The following is a 15,694-nucleotide window of genomic DNA, read 5'->3' as shown; positions in this document are numbered from 1 at the left end:
GGCCGGCTGCTCAGCCTCGTCGAAGGCGATCGGCGGGACGAGGTGCTGGCGAGCATCGGGCCGGCAACCGCGCTGAACGTCAGCGTCATCGGCATCACCGGGCCGCCGGGCGCGGGCAAGTCGACCCATTCCCCATCGACCTGAATTCGCGACCGTGGGGAGGTGGATGCCGAGTTCACGCCGCCGGCGATGACGAGCTGATCCATCCCGGCCCGCACGCTCGCCGCAGCGCTCTGCACCGCCGCCTGGCCGGCTGCGCAGTGCCGGTTGTTGGCCAGGCCCGGCACCTGGGGCAGGCCCGCCGTGATGGCCGCGTGGCGGGCGACGACTCCGCCGCCGTAGAGGCCCTCGCCCAGGATCACGTCGTCGACCTGTGCGGAGTCGAGATCCCTGGCCGCCTCACTGACGACGTGATGGGCGAGGTCGAACGCGCTGGTGTCGCGCAGCGTCCCCTTGCGGGCGGTGCCGATGGGGGTGCGCAGGGCGGACACGATGACGGCTTGGGGCACGGGTCTTCTCCAGTTCGGCGAGCGCGATGCGGGCGGAAGCCACCCACACATTCACGAGAACCCTATTCTCTCATTCCGAGAGCGCCAGTTGCAACAAGGCGCCGTCACTTGGTGCGGTCGGACCATCCTGGCGGCAGGTTTTCGGGCGCGGTGTCGATGACGGTCTCGTCGTCGGCCCCGACGTACTCGAACAAGGTGATGTAGGCGAATTCGGGCACTTGGTAGATCGGGTAGGTCGGGCCTCGATCCCGATAGGCCCGCATCTGATCCTCGTGTTCGTTCTGAAAGCAGACCGTGCGCTCACCGTGCGTCCGGACCCATTGGGGAAAGAAGATCACGCCGTGGATGCGGCGCTTGGACGGCAGCACGTTGACGGCCACGCAGGTGCCGGTGGGTTCCGTCCAGGAGACCTTGAAGCTGTCGTCGTCCAGTTGGACGAGGTTCACCTGTTGCCCTTTGACCCAGCGGCCGCCCACATGTCCGGAGTGGATGCGGTAGTCGATCGTGGTGGCGTTCTTGACGTACATCTCGTATTGCCAACCGTTGGCGTAGGTGTAGATGAAACGGTGTCCGACGATTCCCGAAAGATCTTGCGGCGGAACCGGATTAGCGACGCTGGTCATTGTCGTTCCTCTTGCGCGGTGGGCTGACCGATGAAGCACCTCGTTGGCGATCCTGCCAGGTCGCTTGACGCATATACCCCCTCTGGGTATCCTCTAGGTCGGGTTAAACGTTGGGAGGCGACACAATGACGATGTGGCATGGCGGAAGCGGTTGGGGTTGGTGCGACACGTTCGCGCACTTTCCGTGGATGGCGACATTGTGGGCCGTCGCCCTCACCGGTGTCGCCCTTGCGATCGGCTTTGCGATCGGTCAGCGCAGTGATCCGGCAGGCGTCGGGGCTCAGCCCAAAGGCGCGGTCGCAACGCGCATTTCCCGAGACGACGTGGACAACGACGATTTCTGGCGCCGGCTGATGTAGCTGCGCGAAGCCACCGCGCGTCGATTGACTTGCCTACACTTCTGGTGAGGTAGCCATTCGACACCCGATCCAGGGGGCTTTGACGGAGCATGGCCGGTGACACGACATTGCCGGAAGGGACGATCGAGGTCCCCGGCGGCAACGTATGGTTCAAGCGGGTCGGTGGCGGCACGGGTCACCCACTGCTTGTGGTGCACGGCGGCCCCGGGTTACCGCACCAGTACCTGAGCTCGCTGCAACGGTTGGCCGACGAGCGAGAGGTCATTTTCTGGGACCAGCTCGGCTGCGGGAATTCCGACTATCCATCCGACCCGAAACTTTGGACGATGCAGCGCTCGGTTGCCGAGATGGACGCCGTGGTAAAAGGATTGGGGCTGAGTCGCTTCCACATCTTCGGAAACTCGTGGGGCGGCATGCTGGCGCAGCAGTACGCGCTGGACGTGCCCTCGGGAGCCACCAGCCTGACGATATCCAACAGCATCGCGTCGATACCCGAGTTCTCGAACATGGTGGCGCGCTTGAAATCCGAGCTGGACCCGGCAACCCAGGCGGCCATTGACCGTCACGAAGCGGCCGGCACCACCCACGCCGCCGAATACCAGGCCGCCATCCGCACCTGGAACGAAACCTATCTGTGCCGCGTGCGTCCTTGGCCCTGGGACCTCGAGGACGCGTTCCGCAGGATGGGAGCCGAGATCTTCGAGACGATGTTCGGCCCCAGCGACTTCCACATCGTCGGCACCATCCGGAGCTGGGACGTGTTCGACCGGCTACCCGAGATCGCCTTGCCGACCCTCGTCGTCGCCGGCAGGTTCGACGAATGCGTGCCCGAACACGCATGGGAAATCCACCGGCGCATACCGGGTTCGCGGTTCGAGCTATTCGAGTCCAGCGCTCACATGCCGTTTATCGAGGAGCCCGACAAGTTCGACCGCGTAATGCGTGACTTTCTGCGGTCGATCGACACGCCGCGAGCCTAACCGCACTGCGAAAAACCGGCCGAAATTCGCGGTGCGGTTCGGCTCGCGGCCGTGCGCTCAGTTCTTGCCGGCGTTGAGCTTGGCGACGATCGAGCGGAAATCGTCGGTGGTGAACGACTGGTGCTCGGCCGAAAGCGCGTAGTCCAGGCTGGCCAGCACCGCGCGCTCCAGGTGGATGTTGAGCAACCGCTTGGTGCTCTCGACCGCCTGCTGGGGCAATTCCAAAATCTTTTTGGCACAGGCGATTGCCTCGGCCACGGGGTCGGCCGCCACATGGTTGGCCAGACCCAGCTCGACGGCGCGCTGCGCGCCGATGCGGGTACCGGTCAGCGCGTACTCCTTGGCCAGCAGCAGGCTGATGTGCAGCGGCCAGGTGAGCGGCCCGCCGTCGGCGGCCACCAGGCCCACCTGCACGTGAGGATCAGCGAGGAAGGCGTTCTCGGCGATGTAGACGATGTCGCTCAGCGCGACCAGGCTGCAGCCCAGGCCGACGGCCGGCCCATTGACGGCCGCCACCACGGGAATTCGGCAACGCGCCATGCCGAGCACGATCTCGCGTCCATCCCGGATGGTCTTGGCTCGCAGGTCGGCGTCCTGGGACAGCTCTTGGAGATAGGAGAAATCCCCACCGGCCGAGAACGCCTTGCCGCTGCCGGTCAGCACCGCCGCACGGGCCCCTGGATCGTCGGTCAGTCGCTGCCACAGCCGCGCGAGGCCGACGTGCAGGTTGTCGTTGACCGCGTTGAGGTCGTCCGGGCGGTTCAGCGTGATGATCCGCAACGGCCCGTCGGCACGGACGTCGATTTCGCTTGGCATGTCGTACATTCAGACTCCCAATCCCAGGATTCGCGAGGCGATGATGTTCTTCTGTATCTGTGACGTTCCGCCCATCACGCTCTGCGCGCGACTGTACAGATAGGCGCTGAGCAGGTCCGGATCGCGGGTCCCGGTGACCGACAGGGCGGCGTGCCCCACCGACTGCTCCACCCAGGTCATCAGCAGCTTGTCGAGCGATCCCTCCGGGCCGTGCGAGACCCCGTCCAACTGCTCGGACAGGCGCCGGCGGACGTGATGCGTCAGCATCTCCGACTCGACCGCCGCCCACGCGAGCTCTTCGGGAACCGGACCCTCGTTGCGCGCGAACAGGTTTCGGACCAGCTTGCCGTATCGGGCCGCGTAGCCCAGCGTGGATGGCTCGCGCTCGTGCCCGACGACGGTCATGGCGACGGCCCACCCCTCCCCGGGGGCGCCGACCATCCGGTCCGCGGGCACCGTGGCGCCGTCGAAGAACACCTGACCGAACTCGTTGGTGACGCCGTTCATCATCCGCAGCGGGCGCTGTTGCACGCCAGGTTGTTTCATGTTGAGCACGAATGCCGACAGACCACGGTGGCGTTTGGCGTCGGGATCCGTGCGGGCCAGCAGCAGACACCAGTCGGCGACATCGGAGTAGCTGGTCCAGATCTTGTGCCCGTGCACGACATAGGTGTCGCCCTCGAGGGTCGCGGTGGTGGTCAGCGAGGCCAGGTCCGAGCCGGCGCCGGGCTCGCTGAAGCCCTGGCACCACCGCTCGGTGCCGTTGATGATGCCGGGTACAAAGCGTTTCCGAAGCTCGTCACTGCCGTGGCGCCCGATGCCGAAAACCAGATAGCCCACGCTGGGGCGGGGCGGGGCGCCGGCGCGCACCAGCTCCTCGTCGACGATGACGTCGTACACGGGTGGCAAGTCCTGGCCGCCGTAGTCGCGCGGCCAGGACAGGCCGAAGAAACCATTGTCGTACAGGGCCCGGTGCCAGTCGGCCATGCGCTCCCAGTACTCGTCCCCAGAACCGGAATACTCCTTGGCGTGCAACGCAAGCCACGACCGCAGGCGCTCCCGAAAGGCCGCCTCGTCTGGCGAATCACGAAAGTCCAAAGTCGATCTCCTTACACGTGACGGGCCACAGTTCGGTCGATGTCAGCGCACGGCGCAGGTAGACATGGGCGATGCATTCCCAGGTGTTGCCGATGCCGCCATGCACCTGCACCGCCGTCTCGCACACCGTGCGCGTCGCGCGCGCGCAGTAGACCTTGGCGATCTGGGCGGCCCGAATGGCCTCGGGCGGCGTAAGTTCGTCCACCGCCCATGCGGCGTGCCGCAGCACGCTCACCGAACCTTCGATCAGCGCAAGGCTTTCGGCCAACAGGTGCGCGACGGCCTGATAGGAGCCGATCGTTTTGCCGTACTGTTCACGCATTTTCGCGTAGTCGCACGCGACCGCGTGCGCGCCCCGCGCGATGCCGACCAGGTCCGCGGACGTGGTGACCAGCGCCAGAGCCAGCCACCGCGCCGCCGCATCGGACGACACCTCGCCGAGGCTCGTCGGCGATCCCACCGCGTCGGCCTCGGCGCGGGTCAGGTCGGCGCAGCCGCGACCGTCAGCCACGTCGGCGGCCAGGACCGCGGTGCCGTCGAGCAACAGGGCCCGCCGTGCGCCCCGGGCGTCGATCACCCGGTCGCCCACCGCGACGGTCAGACCGCCGCTTTCGGCACCGACGTGGCGGGCCAGATCATCGGCCAGCACCGGCCCCAGGAACGGTGCGTCGACCAACCGGCGCCCGAATTCCTCGGCGACGATGGCCACTTCGACGCCGGAGGCGCCGTCGGAGCGCAGCGATCGCCACCCGGTCGTTTCAATCTGCTTGTCCAGCCTCGCGATTCGGCTCGGGTCGTCGAGATCCTGAACGGCTCCGGGTCCGAGATCGTCGGCCAGCTTGGCGGCGGCGTCGCGAAGCTGCTGCTGTTCAGCTGTCAGACGTACATCCATAAGACTCCTTCAGCACTCGGCGCAGCACCTTGCCCGAGGGCAGGCGCGGAATGTCGTCCACGAACACGATGCGGCTCAGGTGTTTGTAGGACGCTAGCTTCTCGTCCACGCGGGCGGTGAGGTCGGAGGGGTCGACGGGCGCGCACGCCGCGACGGCGGCGACGATCGCCTCGCCGTTGATGCCGTCGGGAACGCCGAACACCGCGCAGTCTTTGACCGCCGGATGGCCGTGCAGCACCGTCTCGATTTCGGCCGGCGCGACCTGAAACCCGCGGACTTTGATCATCTCTTTGAGACGGTCGGTGATCCGCAGCCAGCCGCCGCCGTCGAGCCAGCCGACGTCCCCGGTGCGATACCAGCCGTCGCGGATCGCCTCGGGGGTCGCCTCGGCGGGCAGATAGCCGGCCATCAACGACATCGATCGCGCCTGGATCTCGCCGACCTCTCCCGGGCCGACGGGCTGGCCGGTCGCCAATGAGACCACCCGCAGGTCCACCCCCGGCACCGGACGCCCGACCGAGTCAAGTCGCGCCCCCTGCAACGGATTACACGCGATGACGGGCAATTCCGTGGTGCCGTACGCGGGGACCCAACCGATGCCGGTCCGCCGGGTCACCGTCTCGGCGACGCTGGGGCTGACCGGCGTCGCCCCCCACATGATGAAGCGAAGCGAGGACAGGTCGTACGTTTCGAGGCGAGGGTGCGAGGCGATGGCCAACGCGATGGGCGCCACCGCCATTTCGACCGTGATGCGGTCTTCTTCGATCGTCTGCAGCATCCGGTCGATGTCGAATCGCGGATGCAGCCGCATCCGGGCGCCAATCCGCAGCGCGGTGAGGATGTTGAGCAGGCCGAGGATGTGTGACGGCGGTGTGGCGACCTGAATCGCGTCGCGCCGCGTCAGCTGCAGCGCCGCTCGCCAGTGGCCCACGGCCTCGTCCAACGCCGCATGGGTGTGACGCACGGCCTTCGGCAGACCGGTGGTGCCGGAACTGAACACCAGCACCGCGTCGGCGCCCGGCCGCGGCGAACCGGATGTCGGCTCCCCGGGGAGGATCGGTTCGTCCAGGTGCAGCATCGGCATCAGGCCACCCAGCACCGGATGGTCCCCGACGGCGTGCGCCGGGCCGGTGATGGCCAGCGCGTGGTCGACCTCGTCGCGCTTCCACGCGGGGCTGATGAGGACCGCGGTGGCACCCACCCGCCAGATTGCGAGCAGGACGGCCACAAACTCGGGCCGGTTGGACGCCATGACCGCGACCCGCTGACCTGGGGCGACGCCCCGTTTCGTCAAGGTCGCGGCCAGCCCGTCGGCCAACGCGTCGAGCTGCGGCGGGCTGAACCGCCGTTCCTCGAACACGAGCGCCGCCGGCTCGGTCACGTCCCGTTCCTTCCAGCAGTCCGAACGTCTTGAGAAGACCCTATCGCTCTGTGAGAATAGTATTCTCTATACTGAAGAATGCAAATATGGGAGGGGCGGTCATGGCGACGGTCACCACGATCATCGAGGAGACTCCACGGGTGACAGATCCCGCATCCGATACTGGCGCCAAGGCCGGCACGGTGACGATTCACCTCGACCGCAAGAAGGCGACGGTCCCGCTGGTCCCCGGCGAGACGCTGCTGGAAAGTGCGCGGCGTGCGGGCCTGGAACCGCCGTTCAGTTGCGAGGCCGGCAACTGTGGCACCTGCATGGCCAGGCTCGAGGAGGGCCACGCGACCATGCGGGTCAACGACGCCCTCGACGACGACGAGGTGGCCGAGGGCTACATTCTGACGTGCCAGGGCGTACCCGACACGGATTCCGTCACGGTGCGCTACGAGTAGCCACAGAGAGGCGGCGGCGATGGCGAAGGGGATCATGCTCGTCGAGAGTCGGCCCAGTTCGCCCGATCGCGACCAGGAGTACAACACCTGGTACGACGAGATACACATACCGGAGCTGCTCGCGCTTGACGGAATCGTCGGGGCGCGTCGACTGCGTCCGGTTGACGGGCAGGGCCCATATGTCGCCATCTACGAGCTCGAGGGCGACGACCTGCAAGCCATCCTGGACAACATGCTCGCCAACGCCGGCCAGCTGCACATGTCCGATGCCCTGCAGCTCGATCCCGCGCCCGTCCCGCGGCTGCTGGAGACGACCATCGAACTATGAACGTCGACGACCTGATCCTGGTGAGTATCGACGACCACGTCGTCGAGCCGCCGGACATGTTCCTACGCCACGTGCCCGCCAAATACCGGGACGAGGCCCCGATCGTCGTGGTCGACGACAAGGGCGTCGACCAGTGGATGTACCAGGGCAGGCCGCAGGGCGTGAGCGGATTGAACGCCGTGGTGTCGTGGCCGGCCGAGGAATGGGGCCGCGACCCAGCCGGTTTCGCCGAAATGCGGCCCGGCGTGTATGACGTCCACGAACGGGTCCGCGATATGAACCGCAACGGGATCCTGGCGTCGATGTGCTTCCCGACGTTCACCGGGTTCTCCGCCCGGCACCTCAACATGACGCGCGAGGACGTCACTCTGGTGATGGTGTCGGCCTACAACGACTGGCACATCGACGAGTGGGCCGGCACCTATCCGGATCGCTTCATCCCGATCGCGATCCTGCCGACCTGGACACCCGACGGTATGTGCGCCGAGATCCGCCGTGTCGCCGCCAAGGGCTGCCGGGCCGTCACGATGCCGGAATTGCCGCATCTGGAAGGGCTTCCGAGCTACCACGACGACGACTACTGGGGGCCCGTTTTCCGCACGCTGTCCGAGGAAAACGTGGTGATGTGCCTGCACATCGGCACCGGGTTCGGGGCGATCAGCATGGCCCCCGAGGCGCCGATCGACAACATGATCATTCTCGCCACCCAGGTCTCGGCGATGTGCGCGCAGGACCTGTTGTGGGGCCCCGCGATGCGCAACTACCCCGAGCTGAAGTTCGCGTTTTCCGAGGGTGGAATCGGTTGGATTCCCTTCTATTTGGACCGCAGCGACCGCCACTACACCAACCAGAAATGGCTGCGGCGAGACTTCGGGGACAAGCTGCCCAGCGACGTCTTCCGCGAACACTCGCTGGCCTGCTACGTCACCGACAAGACGTCGCTGAAGCTGCGTCACGAGATCGGCATCGACATCATCGCGTGGGAGTGCGACTACCCGCACTCGGACTGCTTCTGGCCGGACGCTCCCGAACAGGTGCTGGCCGAGCTGAACGCCGCCGGCGCCGACGATTCCGACATCAACAAGATCACCTGGGGCAACGCATGCCGGTTCTTCAGTTGGGATCCGTTCGCCCGGACTCCTCGGGATCAGGCGACGGTCAAAGCGTTGCGCGCCAAGGCTTCCGACGTCGATGTGTCCATCCGGTCGCGTGCCGAGTGGGCGCGGCTCTATGCGGAGAAGCAGCTGGTCTAGGCCGGTAGCGGTGCTCGAACGTGCGGCTGGCCGCACGTTCGAGCAGCTACTCTGTAGCGTTCTAGAGCCATGGCACGAGCTACTCGCCGAGCCCGGCCAGCGCCGGGCCCAGTCGCTCGAGTTGCTCGATGAGGACGTCGAATTCGCCACCTACCGGTGGCAACAACGTGACGTGGTCCGCTCCCGCGGCTAAATGTTCGCGGATATTGTCCGCGACGTTCGCCGGATCACCCTGAGCAACAGACGAATTGACCAGCTGATCGCTCACTTCGTCGACGTCGCGGACCACCGAGAGGCCGACCACCACGAGCTTGTCCGGTCCGAGCGCGCTGCGCGCCTGGGCGGTGAACCCCGGCGGCAGCCCGGCCGGCAGCGCTCCGTCGGCGAGATCCCCTGCCAGCGCCAGCATCTTCGGCCCGTTGGCGGCGACGATGCGGGCATAGGGCGCATCCGGTGCCGGCGGCCACGTCGCAGCATTCATCCCTTCCAGATAGTCGCGCATCGTGCTCAGTGGGCGCCCGAATTCCCGGCCGACGCTCGCCGCCTGCTCCGGATATCCAACCCCAATGCCCAGCACGAACCGACCCGGGAAAGCCTGTGCCAGTTGGGCGGCCGCGGCGTGCATGGTCTGCCGGGGCCGCGCCCAGATGTTGGCGATGCAGGTCCCGAAGACCATGCGCTCGGTGTCCGCCAGGAGCATGGCGAGCTGCACCAGGGCGTCCTTGCCGATCACCTCGTTGGTCCACACGGCACCGTAGCCGGCCCGCTCGAACCTGCGTACACTCTCGCGAAGCGCCTTGGGGGACGGTGTGGTGGTGAACGAGACGGGCAGGCATACGCCTAACGGGCCCAACGCCTTTCGAGCCGCGTCGACGACCGCGTCAGCCACGGTATCGCTCAACGTCCGAAGTAGTGGCCGGCATCGAGATCCTCGAGCAGCCCCGGCCCCTCGGGCTTCCAGTCCAGCACCTGGCGGGTCAGCGCGTTCGACGTCGGATTGTCCAGTGCGGCGAAGAGCGCAAGGAAGCCGAAATGACCGGCTTCCTCCGCCGGGATGCTGACCGTGGGCACGCCTAGGTGGCGGCCGATCACGGCGGCGATATCGCGGAATGCCACACCCTCGTCGGCTACCCCGTGCAAACGGGTTCCGGCAGGGGCCTTCTCGAGCGCCAGCCGGTACAGGTGCGCGGCGTCCAGGGTGTGGACGCCGGGCCAGCGGTTAGCGCCGTCACCGAGGTAAGCGGACTTTCCGGTCTCGCGGGCGGTGCCGATGAGGTGGTGCGCGAAGCCATGGTGGTCGAGATCGCTGTGCACCAACGGGGAGAGCCGGATGACGGAGGATCGCACCCCCCGTTCGGCCAGCGCGATCACCGCGTTCTCGGAGTCGATGCGCGGTCCACCGGGGAGCGTGTCCTGCTCCGTGGCGGGACCGCCCTGCCCCAGCAGCGAGAGGAGCAGGGTTCCCGAGGTACTGACCAAAGGGCGGTCGGACCCGGCGAGCACCTCCCCGATCGCCTGCACGGCGCGCAGGTCGGTGTCGGCCGCGCCCGCGAAATCGTTGAAGTCGTGTTTGAAGGCCAGGTGGATGACACCGTCTGCCGCCGCGGCGGCGGACTGTAGACCGTCGAGGTCGTCGAGGTCGCCCCGGTGCACCCGCACACCTTTCGCATCGAGCGCCGCGGCGGACTCGTCGGAGCGGGCAAGCCCGGTGACCTGGTGGCCCGCCTGCATGAGTTCGTCGACGACGGCCGAACCGATGTGTCCGCTCGCGCCCGTCACAAAGACCCGCATGAATGATCCCTTCGTTTCGCCGTATTCGCGACTCCCAGTCAATGGGCGTCGCGCCCTGGATGTCCAAGACCTGTTTCATATGGCGCGATACCGAATCCGCATCACCGGATTTCAACACCCTTTTCGCACGACCTGACCACGAGGAGTCGCGATACACTGCACGCATGACCGAATCGGCATCGCCGGTTATCGACCTCGACCTACGGCTCGTCGGATATTTCGTCGCGGTCGCCGAACACCGCCACTTCGGCCGGGCCGCGAGCGCGCTGCGCGTCGCCCAGCCGTCGTTGAGCCGCCAGATCCGGCGACTCGAGCAACAGCTGGGGGTCCGGCTGCTGGATCGCACGCCACAGGGCACCCGCCTCACCGAGGCCGGAGAGGTGTTCCTGCCCCGCGCCAAGGCCCTGCTGCGTTCCGCCGCGCAGGCCGCCGCCCAGGCGAGGGCCGCCGGGCAACCGAGCCGCATCGCGATCGGCTACACGACGGGGATGATCGTCACGCCGGCGGTGCGCGAGCTGCGCCGCGAGCATCCGGACGCAGAAGTGCAAGTGTCGCACCTGGATTGGGGCCAGGCACTTGATGCATTGCTCGGACACCGGGTGGACGCGGTGGTGACCCGGCTACCGTTTCCTACTGATGGACTGCACGTGACCATCCTCTACGACGAGCCCCGAATGCTGGCCGTGTCCGTCGATCACCGCCTGGCCGGTCGGGATTTCGTGACGCTCGACGACATCGCCGACGAACCGATGCCGCGGGTCCGCGACTCCGACCCAGCGTGGAATGCCTTCTGGCGCATCGATCCCCGCCCGGACGGGCGCCGAGCGCCCGATGGGCCGTTCATCGACGCGCTCGAGGACAAGTTCGAAGTCATCGCCTCCGGGCAGGCGGTAGCCATCACGCCGGGCTTCCACGGCGGCGCGCTGCGGCCTGACATCACCACCGTCCCGTTGGAGGGCGTCGAGCCCTGCCATGTCGTCCTGGCGACGCGCGCCGGCGACCGCGGCCGTCTCGTTTCGGCCTTTCGCAAACTCGCCGAGGCCCACCTCACCGGGCCGCCGGCTTGAGGTAGAGCGTCGACTCGTTGGGCGTCGGTGGCGGTACTCGAACGTGCGGCTGGCCGCACAGTCGAGCCCGAATGTGCGGCTGGCCGCACATTCGGCGGCTACTAGCCGTCGGCTAGTTCCGGCGGGGGCCGGTAGTCGGGCTCGTAGCCCGACACGTGGATCGGACTGCCGACGAGGCGAAAATCACCCGCCGTCACAACCGCTTCCGGCGTCGCCTTGAGCGCCTCGGGCAGCGTCCGGACGGCCGCAGCCGGGACGCCGAGGGGACGCAGCCGCCGCTCCCAACCGGCCGCGGTGTCGGTCGCCAGCATCGCCGTGACGACGGCCAGCACCTCGTTGCGCCGGGCGATGCGCTCGGCCATCGTTTCGAATCCCCCGATGCCCGCCTCGGCGGCGAAAGACTTCCAAAAGCCGTCGTGCGTGATGAACAGCGCCAAATGTCCGTCTGCGGTCGGAAAGAGCTGAGCCGGAACGTAGTACGAGTGGGCGCCGTGGGGCCGGCGCTGCGGTTCCACGCCGTTGTTGAGGTAGGCCGAGGCGTGGTAGTTGAGCTGCGAGAGCATCACGTCGCGCAGCGACACGTCGACCTGCCCGCCGGTGCCTGAGACGATCTTGGCCAAAAGCCCCAGCGCCGCGCACATTCCGGTGGAGTTGTCGGCCGACGAATAGCCGGGCAGCGTCGGCGGGCCGTCCGGGTCGCCGGTCAGGGCGGCGGTGCCGACGCCCGCCTGAACCACATAATCAAAAGCCGGATCGTCGCCGCCGTATAGGCCGAATCCGGTGATCGCGACGCAGACGATGCGCTCGTTGTGCCGTCGTAGCTCGTCGTAAGTGAGCCCCAGCCGCCGGATGGCCGACGGTTTGAGGTTCACCAAGAGCGCGTGCGATTCGGCGACCAGCTCCCCCAACCGCTGCTGTCCCGCTTCGGAATTCAGGTCCAGCGTGACGCTGGACTTGTTGCGGTTGAGGCTGGCGAAGTAGCTGGCGCCGACGCCGCGGGAGATCTCCCCGCCGCGCGGCTCGATCTTGGTGACTTCGGCGCCGAGGTCGGCCAGCAGCATGGTCGCGTACGGACCTGCCAGCATCGTGCCGACCTCGAGGATGCGTATTCCCGCCAGCGGGCCCGCGCTGGCCGTCAACGCAACTCCGCTGCGAGCGAGGCGATCATGTCCCGGGTGCGGCGCTTGGAGGCGACGAGTTCGTCCCGGTTGTCGCCGATCGGCAGCAGCCGCACCGACAGGTCGGTCACGCCGGCGTCGGCGAATCGACGCATCCGGGCCAGGATGGCGCCCTCGTCGCCGGCCGCGCACAGGTCGCCGACGTCGCGGGCATCGCCGCGGTCGAGCAGCCGCTGGTAGTTGGGCGACACCTCGGCCTCGCCCAGGATGCGGTTGGCCCGCTCCTTGGCCTCGTCGACTTGTGAAGGCGCGCAAAGGCATACCGGGATGCCCGCGACGATCCGCGGGGCGGGCCGGCCGGCATCGGCGGCGGCCTTGGTGATCTTCGGCGCGATGTGGTCACCGATCGCGCGCTCGTCGGCCATCCACAACACGGTGCCATCGGCCAGTTCACCGGCGATCTGCAGCATGACCGGCCCCAGCGCGGCGACCAGGACCGGCATCGGTGTGTCGGCCCCAATCGCCAGCGGATTGTGCACCGTGAACGAATCGTTCTCGACGTCGACGGGTCCGGGCCCGGCAATCGCGGCGTTGAGCACGTGCAGGTAGTCGCGCGTGTAGGCGGCCGGCTTGTCATACGGCAGGCCGAGCATGTCGCGGATGATCCAGTGGTGCGACGGTCCGACACCCAACGCCAGCCGGCCCCCGGCCACCGCGTGCGTCGAGAGTGCCTGGCGGGCAAGGGCGATCGGATGCTGCGCCTGAAGCGGCACCACCGCGGTGCCCAGCTCGATGCGCGAGCTGTGCGCGGCCATCAGCGACACCATGGTCAGGCAGTCGAAGTCGTTGGGCACCTGCGGCATCCACGCGGTGTCCAGCCCCGCGGATTCGGCCCATTCGATATCGGAGACGAGCTTTTCCACCTTGCGGGCCATGTCGCCGCGCTCGGCGCCGATCATCACTCCGACGCGCACTGTGTTTCCTTTGCTTCGGGGTCCGGGGTTCCAGTCAGTGCGCGGATCTCGCGCACCAGAACGTCCAGCGCCGTCCCGGTGGGGAATACCGCGGCGGCGCCGGCGGAGAGCAGCTTGGGGACGTCGGCGTGCGGGATGGTTCCCCCGACGACGACAGCGATGTCCGCGGCGTCGGCGGCGCGCAACGCCTCGACCGTCCGCGCGGTCAGCGCCAGATGCGCCCCCGACAGGATGCTCAGGCCCACCACGGCGACGTCTTCCTGGACGGCGATCGAAGCGATGTCTTCGATGCGCTGCCGGATGCCGGTGTAGATGACCTCGAAGCCCGCGTCGCGCAGGGTGCGCGCGACGATCTTCGCCCCGCGGTCGTGTCCGTCCAGGCCGGGTTTGGCCACCAGAATCCGCGCCGCCACTTAAAACACCACCGGCTGCTGAAACTCGCCCCACACCGCTTTGAGCGCCGACACCATTTCCCCGACCGTGCAATAGGCGTTGGCGCAGTCGATCAACTTGTGCATCAGGTTGTCGTCCCCTTCGGCGGCACGCGACAGCGCTGCCAGGCTGGATTCGACTGCGGCCGAATCCCTTTCACCCTTGACCTTGGACAGCCGTTTGAGCTGCAGATCGCGTCCTTCGGCGTCGAGCTCGTAGGTGACGACGTCGTGTTCCGGCTCTTCGGTCACGAACCGGTTCACCCCCACCACCGGGCGGGCGCCGGCTTCGACTTCCTGATGCATTTTGAACGCCTCGTCGGCGATCAGGCCCTGCAGGTAACCGTCCTCGATCGCCTGGACCATGCCGCCGTGCCGCTCGAGGTCGGACATGATCTCGACGATGCGGGCCTCGGTCGCATCAGTCAGGGCCTCCACGAAGTAGGAGCCGCCCAGCGGGTCTGCGACGCTGGCCACCCCGGTTTCGTGGGCGAGGATCTGCTGGGTGCGCAGCGCCAGTGTGGTGGTTTCCTCGGTGGGCAGGGCGAACGGCTCGTCCCAGGCCGCCGTGAACATGGACTGGACACCGCCCAGCACCGCGGCCATCGCCTCGTAGGCCACCCGGACAATGTTGTTGTGCGCCTGCGGCGCGTAGAGCGACGCGCCACCACAGACGCAGCCGAAGCGGAACATCGCCGCCTTGTCCGTCGTCGCCCCGTAGCGCTCGCGCACGATGGTCGCCCAACGACGCCGCCCCGCACGGTATTTGGCGATCTCCTCGAAGAAGTCGCCGTGGGTGTAGAAGAAGAACGAGATCTGCGGCGCGAACTGGTCGATCGTCATGCGGCCGCGCTGCACCACGGTGTCGCAATAGGTCACCCCGTCGGCGAGGGTGAACGCCATCTCCTGCACCGCGTTGGCCCCGGCGTCGCGGAAATGCGCGCCGGCCACCGAGATCGCGTTGAACCGAGGAACCTCGGCCGCGCAGAACTCGATGGTGTCGGCGATCAACCGCAGCGACGGCTCCGGCGGCCAGATCCAGGTGCCGCGCGAGGCGTACTCCTTGAGGATGTCGTTCTGGATGGTCCCGGTGAGCTTCGCCCGCGGTATCCCTTTTTTCTCGGCGGCGGCGACGTAGAACGCCAGCAGGATGGCGGCCGTTCCGTTGATCGTCATGCTGGTGCTGAGCTTGTCCAGCGGGATGCCGTCGAACAGGATCTCGAAGTCGGCCAGGGTGTCGACCGCGACGCCGACGCGGCCGACCTCCTCGCCGAACTCGGGGTCGTCGGAGTCGTAGCCGCACTGGGTGGGCAGGTCGAGCGCCACCGACAGCCCGGTCCCGCCCTGTTCCAGCAGGTAGCGGTACCGGCGATTGGATTCCTCGGCGGTGCCGAAACCCGAGTATTGGCGGAAGGTCCAGAGCTTGCCGCGGTAGCCGGACGCGAAGTTACCCCGGGTGAAGGGGAACTCCCCCGGCTGCGGAGGCTCTACGCGTACGTCCGCCGGCCCGTAGGTGGGCTGCAGCGGGATGCCAGACGGAGTGTGGGCCGTATTATCCATCGATGAATAACGTACTTGCAAAAAAAGAGAATGCCAATACCACATGCTTGACCAGGCCAAAGGAGACG

17 protein-coding genes and 1 pseudogene are annotated in these 15,694 nt (G+C 67.3%); 6 read left to right on the top strand and 12 right to left on the bottom strand.

Annotated elements, in window-relative coordinates:
* Both A9X00_RS10720 and A9X00_RS10715 read right to left on the bottom strand, forming a co-directional pair.
* Nucleotides 1-509, bottom strand: a pseudogene (locus tag A9X00_RS10720) (hypothetical protein); the annotation flags it as partial.
* A gap of 104 nt (nt 510-613) precedes the next feature.
* On the bottom strand, nt 614-1,132 hold the full coding sequence (locus tag A9X00_RS10715; protein WP_067152689.1) for a phenolic acid decarboxylase: 519 nt from the start codon (nt 1,130-1,132) through the stop codon (nt 614-616).
* 125 nt (nt 1,133-1,257) lie between these two features.
* Here A9X00_RS10715 and A9X00_RS10710 point away from each other — a divergent pair, with 125 nt between their 5' ends.
* Together A9X00_RS10710 and A9X00_RS10705 are read left to right on the top strand one after the other, a co-directional pair.
* Nucleotides 1,258-1,491 carry a hypothetical protein gene (locus A9X00_RS10710; RefSeq protein ID WP_067152687.1) on the top strand — a complete coding sequence of 78 codons (234 nt, stop codon included), beginning with the start codon at nt 1,258-1,260 and terminating at the stop codon, nt 1,489-1,491.
* A gap of 89 nt (nt 1,492-1,580) precedes the next feature.
* Nucleotides 1,581-2,471 (top strand): proline iminopeptidase-family hydrolase, encoded by an 891-nt coding sequence (locus A9X00_RS10705; RefSeq protein WP_067152685.1) that lies wholly within the window; start codon nt 1,581-1,583, stop codon nt 2,469-2,471.
* 57 nt (nt 2,472-2,528) lie between these two features.
* On the opposite strand, the gene A9X00_RS10700 is transcribed toward A9X00_RS10705, so the two are convergent.
* The 4 genes from A9X00_RS10700 to A9X00_RS10685 are packed head-to-tail and all read right to left on the bottom strand — an operon-like array spanning nt 2,529 to nt 6,658.
* On the bottom strand, nt 2,529-3,296 hold the full coding sequence (locus A9X00_RS10700; RefSeq protein ID WP_067152683.1) for an enoyl-CoA hydratase/isomerase family protein: 768 nt from the start codon (nt 3,294-3,296) through the stop codon (nt 2,529-2,531).
* Complete coding sequence (locus A9X00_RS10695; RefSeq protein WP_067152681.1) at nt 3,297-4,385, bottom strand: acyl-CoA dehydrogenase family protein; 1,089 nt, start codon at nt 4,383-4,385, stop codon at nt 3,297-3,299.
* Nucleotides 4,372-5,277, bottom strand: a complete 906-nt coding sequence (locus A9X00_RS10690) for an acyl-CoA dehydrogenase family protein (protein ID WP_067152710.1) — start codon at nt 5,275-5,277, stop codon at nt 4,372-4,374. The genes A9X00_RS10695 and A9X00_RS10690 overlap by 14 nt, the downstream gene beginning before the upstream one ends.
* Nucleotides 5,255-6,658: a class I adenylate-forming enzyme family protein gene (locus tag A9X00_RS10685; RefSeq protein WP_067152680.1), complete on the bottom strand. Its 1,404-nt coding sequence runs from the start codon at nt 6,656-6,658 to the stop codon at nt 5,255-5,257. Before A9X00_RS10685 ends, A9X00_RS10690 begins: the two co-directional genes overlap by 23 nt.
* A 101-nt stretch (nt 6,659-6,759) precedes the next feature.
* On the opposite strand from A9X00_RS10685, the gene A9X00_RS10680 reads away from it, so the two are divergent.
* Genes A9X00_RS10680 through A9X00_RS10670 form a run of 3 tightly spaced genes read left to right on the top strand, consistent with a single transcriptional unit; the run spans nt 6,760 to nt 8,685 of the window.
* Nucleotides 6,760-7,104 carry a 2Fe-2S iron-sulfur cluster-binding protein gene (locus tag A9X00_RS10680; protein WP_067152677.1) on the top strand — a complete coding sequence of 115 codons (345 nt, stop codon included), beginning with the start codon at nt 6,760-6,762 and terminating at the stop codon, nt 7,102-7,104.
* A 19-nt stretch (nt 7,105-7,123) separates the two neighbouring features.
* Entirely contained in the window at nt 7,124-7,432 is a 309-nt protein-coding gene (locus A9X00_RS10675) for a DUF4286 family protein (RefSeq protein ID WP_067152676.1), read from the top strand.
* Entirely contained in the window at nt 7,429-8,685 is a 1,257-nt protein-coding gene (locus A9X00_RS10670; protein WP_067152674.1) for an amidohydrolase family protein, read from the top strand. The genes A9X00_RS10675 and A9X00_RS10670 overlap by 4 nt, the downstream gene beginning before the upstream one ends.
* 79 nt (nt 8,686-8,764) lie before the next feature.
* Here A9X00_RS10670 and A9X00_RS10665 read toward each other — a convergent pair whose 3' ends face one another.
* Both A9X00_RS10665 and A9X00_RS10660 read right to left on the bottom strand, forming a co-directional pair.
* On the bottom strand, nt 8,765-9,574 hold the full coding sequence (locus A9X00_RS10665; RefSeq protein ID WP_369830738.1) for an LLM class flavin-dependent oxidoreductase: 810 nt from the start codon (nt 9,572-9,574) through the stop codon (nt 8,765-8,767).
* Between the two features lie 8 nt (nt 9,575-9,582).
* Nucleotides 9,583-10,476: an SDR family oxidoreductase gene (locus tag A9X00_RS10660; RefSeq protein ID WP_067152671.1), complete on the bottom strand. Its 894-nt coding sequence runs from the start codon at nt 10,474-10,476 to the stop codon at nt 9,583-9,585.
* Between the two features lie 164 nt (nt 10,477-10,640).
* Between A9X00_RS10660 and A9X00_RS10655 the strand changes: the two genes are divergently transcribed.
* Nucleotides 10,641-11,543: a LysR family transcriptional regulator gene (locus A9X00_RS10655; RefSeq protein ID WP_067152708.1), complete on the top strand. Its 903-nt coding sequence runs from the start codon at nt 10,641-10,643 to the stop codon at nt 11,541-11,543.
* 101 nt (nt 11,544-11,644) lie between these two features.
* On the opposite strand, the gene A9X00_RS10650 is transcribed toward A9X00_RS10655, so the two are convergent.
* From A9X00_RS10650 to A9X00_RS10635, 4 genes are read right to left on the bottom strand one after another with little or no spacing between them, the layout of a single operon-like run.
* Complete coding sequence (locus A9X00_RS10650; protein WP_082975039.1) at nt 11,645-12,682, bottom strand: CaiB/BaiF CoA-transferase family protein; 1,038 nt, start codon at nt 12,680-12,682, stop codon at nt 11,645-11,647.
* The gene (locus tag A9X00_RS10645; protein ID WP_067152669.1) at nt 12,679-13,635 is read right to left on the bottom strand and encodes an LLM class F420-dependent oxidoreductase; all 957 of its coding nucleotides are present in this window, start codon (nt 13,633-13,635) and stop codon (nt 12,679-12,681) included. The genes A9X00_RS10650 and A9X00_RS10645 overlap by 4 nt, the downstream gene beginning before the upstream one ends.
* Nucleotides 13,620-14,048 carry a cobalamin-dependent protein gene (locus A9X00_RS10640; protein WP_067152667.1) on the bottom strand — a complete coding sequence of 143 codons (429 nt, stop codon included), beginning with the start codon at nt 14,046-14,048 and terminating at the stop codon, nt 13,620-13,622. The genes A9X00_RS10645 and A9X00_RS10640 overlap by 16 nt, the downstream gene beginning before the upstream one ends.
* A complete protein-coding gene (locus A9X00_RS10635) occupies nt 14,049-15,626 on the bottom strand; it encodes a methylmalonyl-CoA mutase family protein (RefSeq protein ID WP_067152665.1) in 1,578 nt (525 codons plus the stop codon).
* Nucleotides 15,627-15,694 lie beyond the last annotated feature (68 nt).

Source organism: Mycobacterium sp. 1245805.9 (genome assembly GCF_001672915.1).
Lineage (GTDB): Bacteria > Actinomycetota > Actinomycetes > Mycobacteriales > Mycobacteriaceae > Mycobacterium.
The sequence above is the reverse complement of the archived record's forward strand: the minus strand, read 5'-3'. Positions and strand labels throughout refer to the sequence as shown.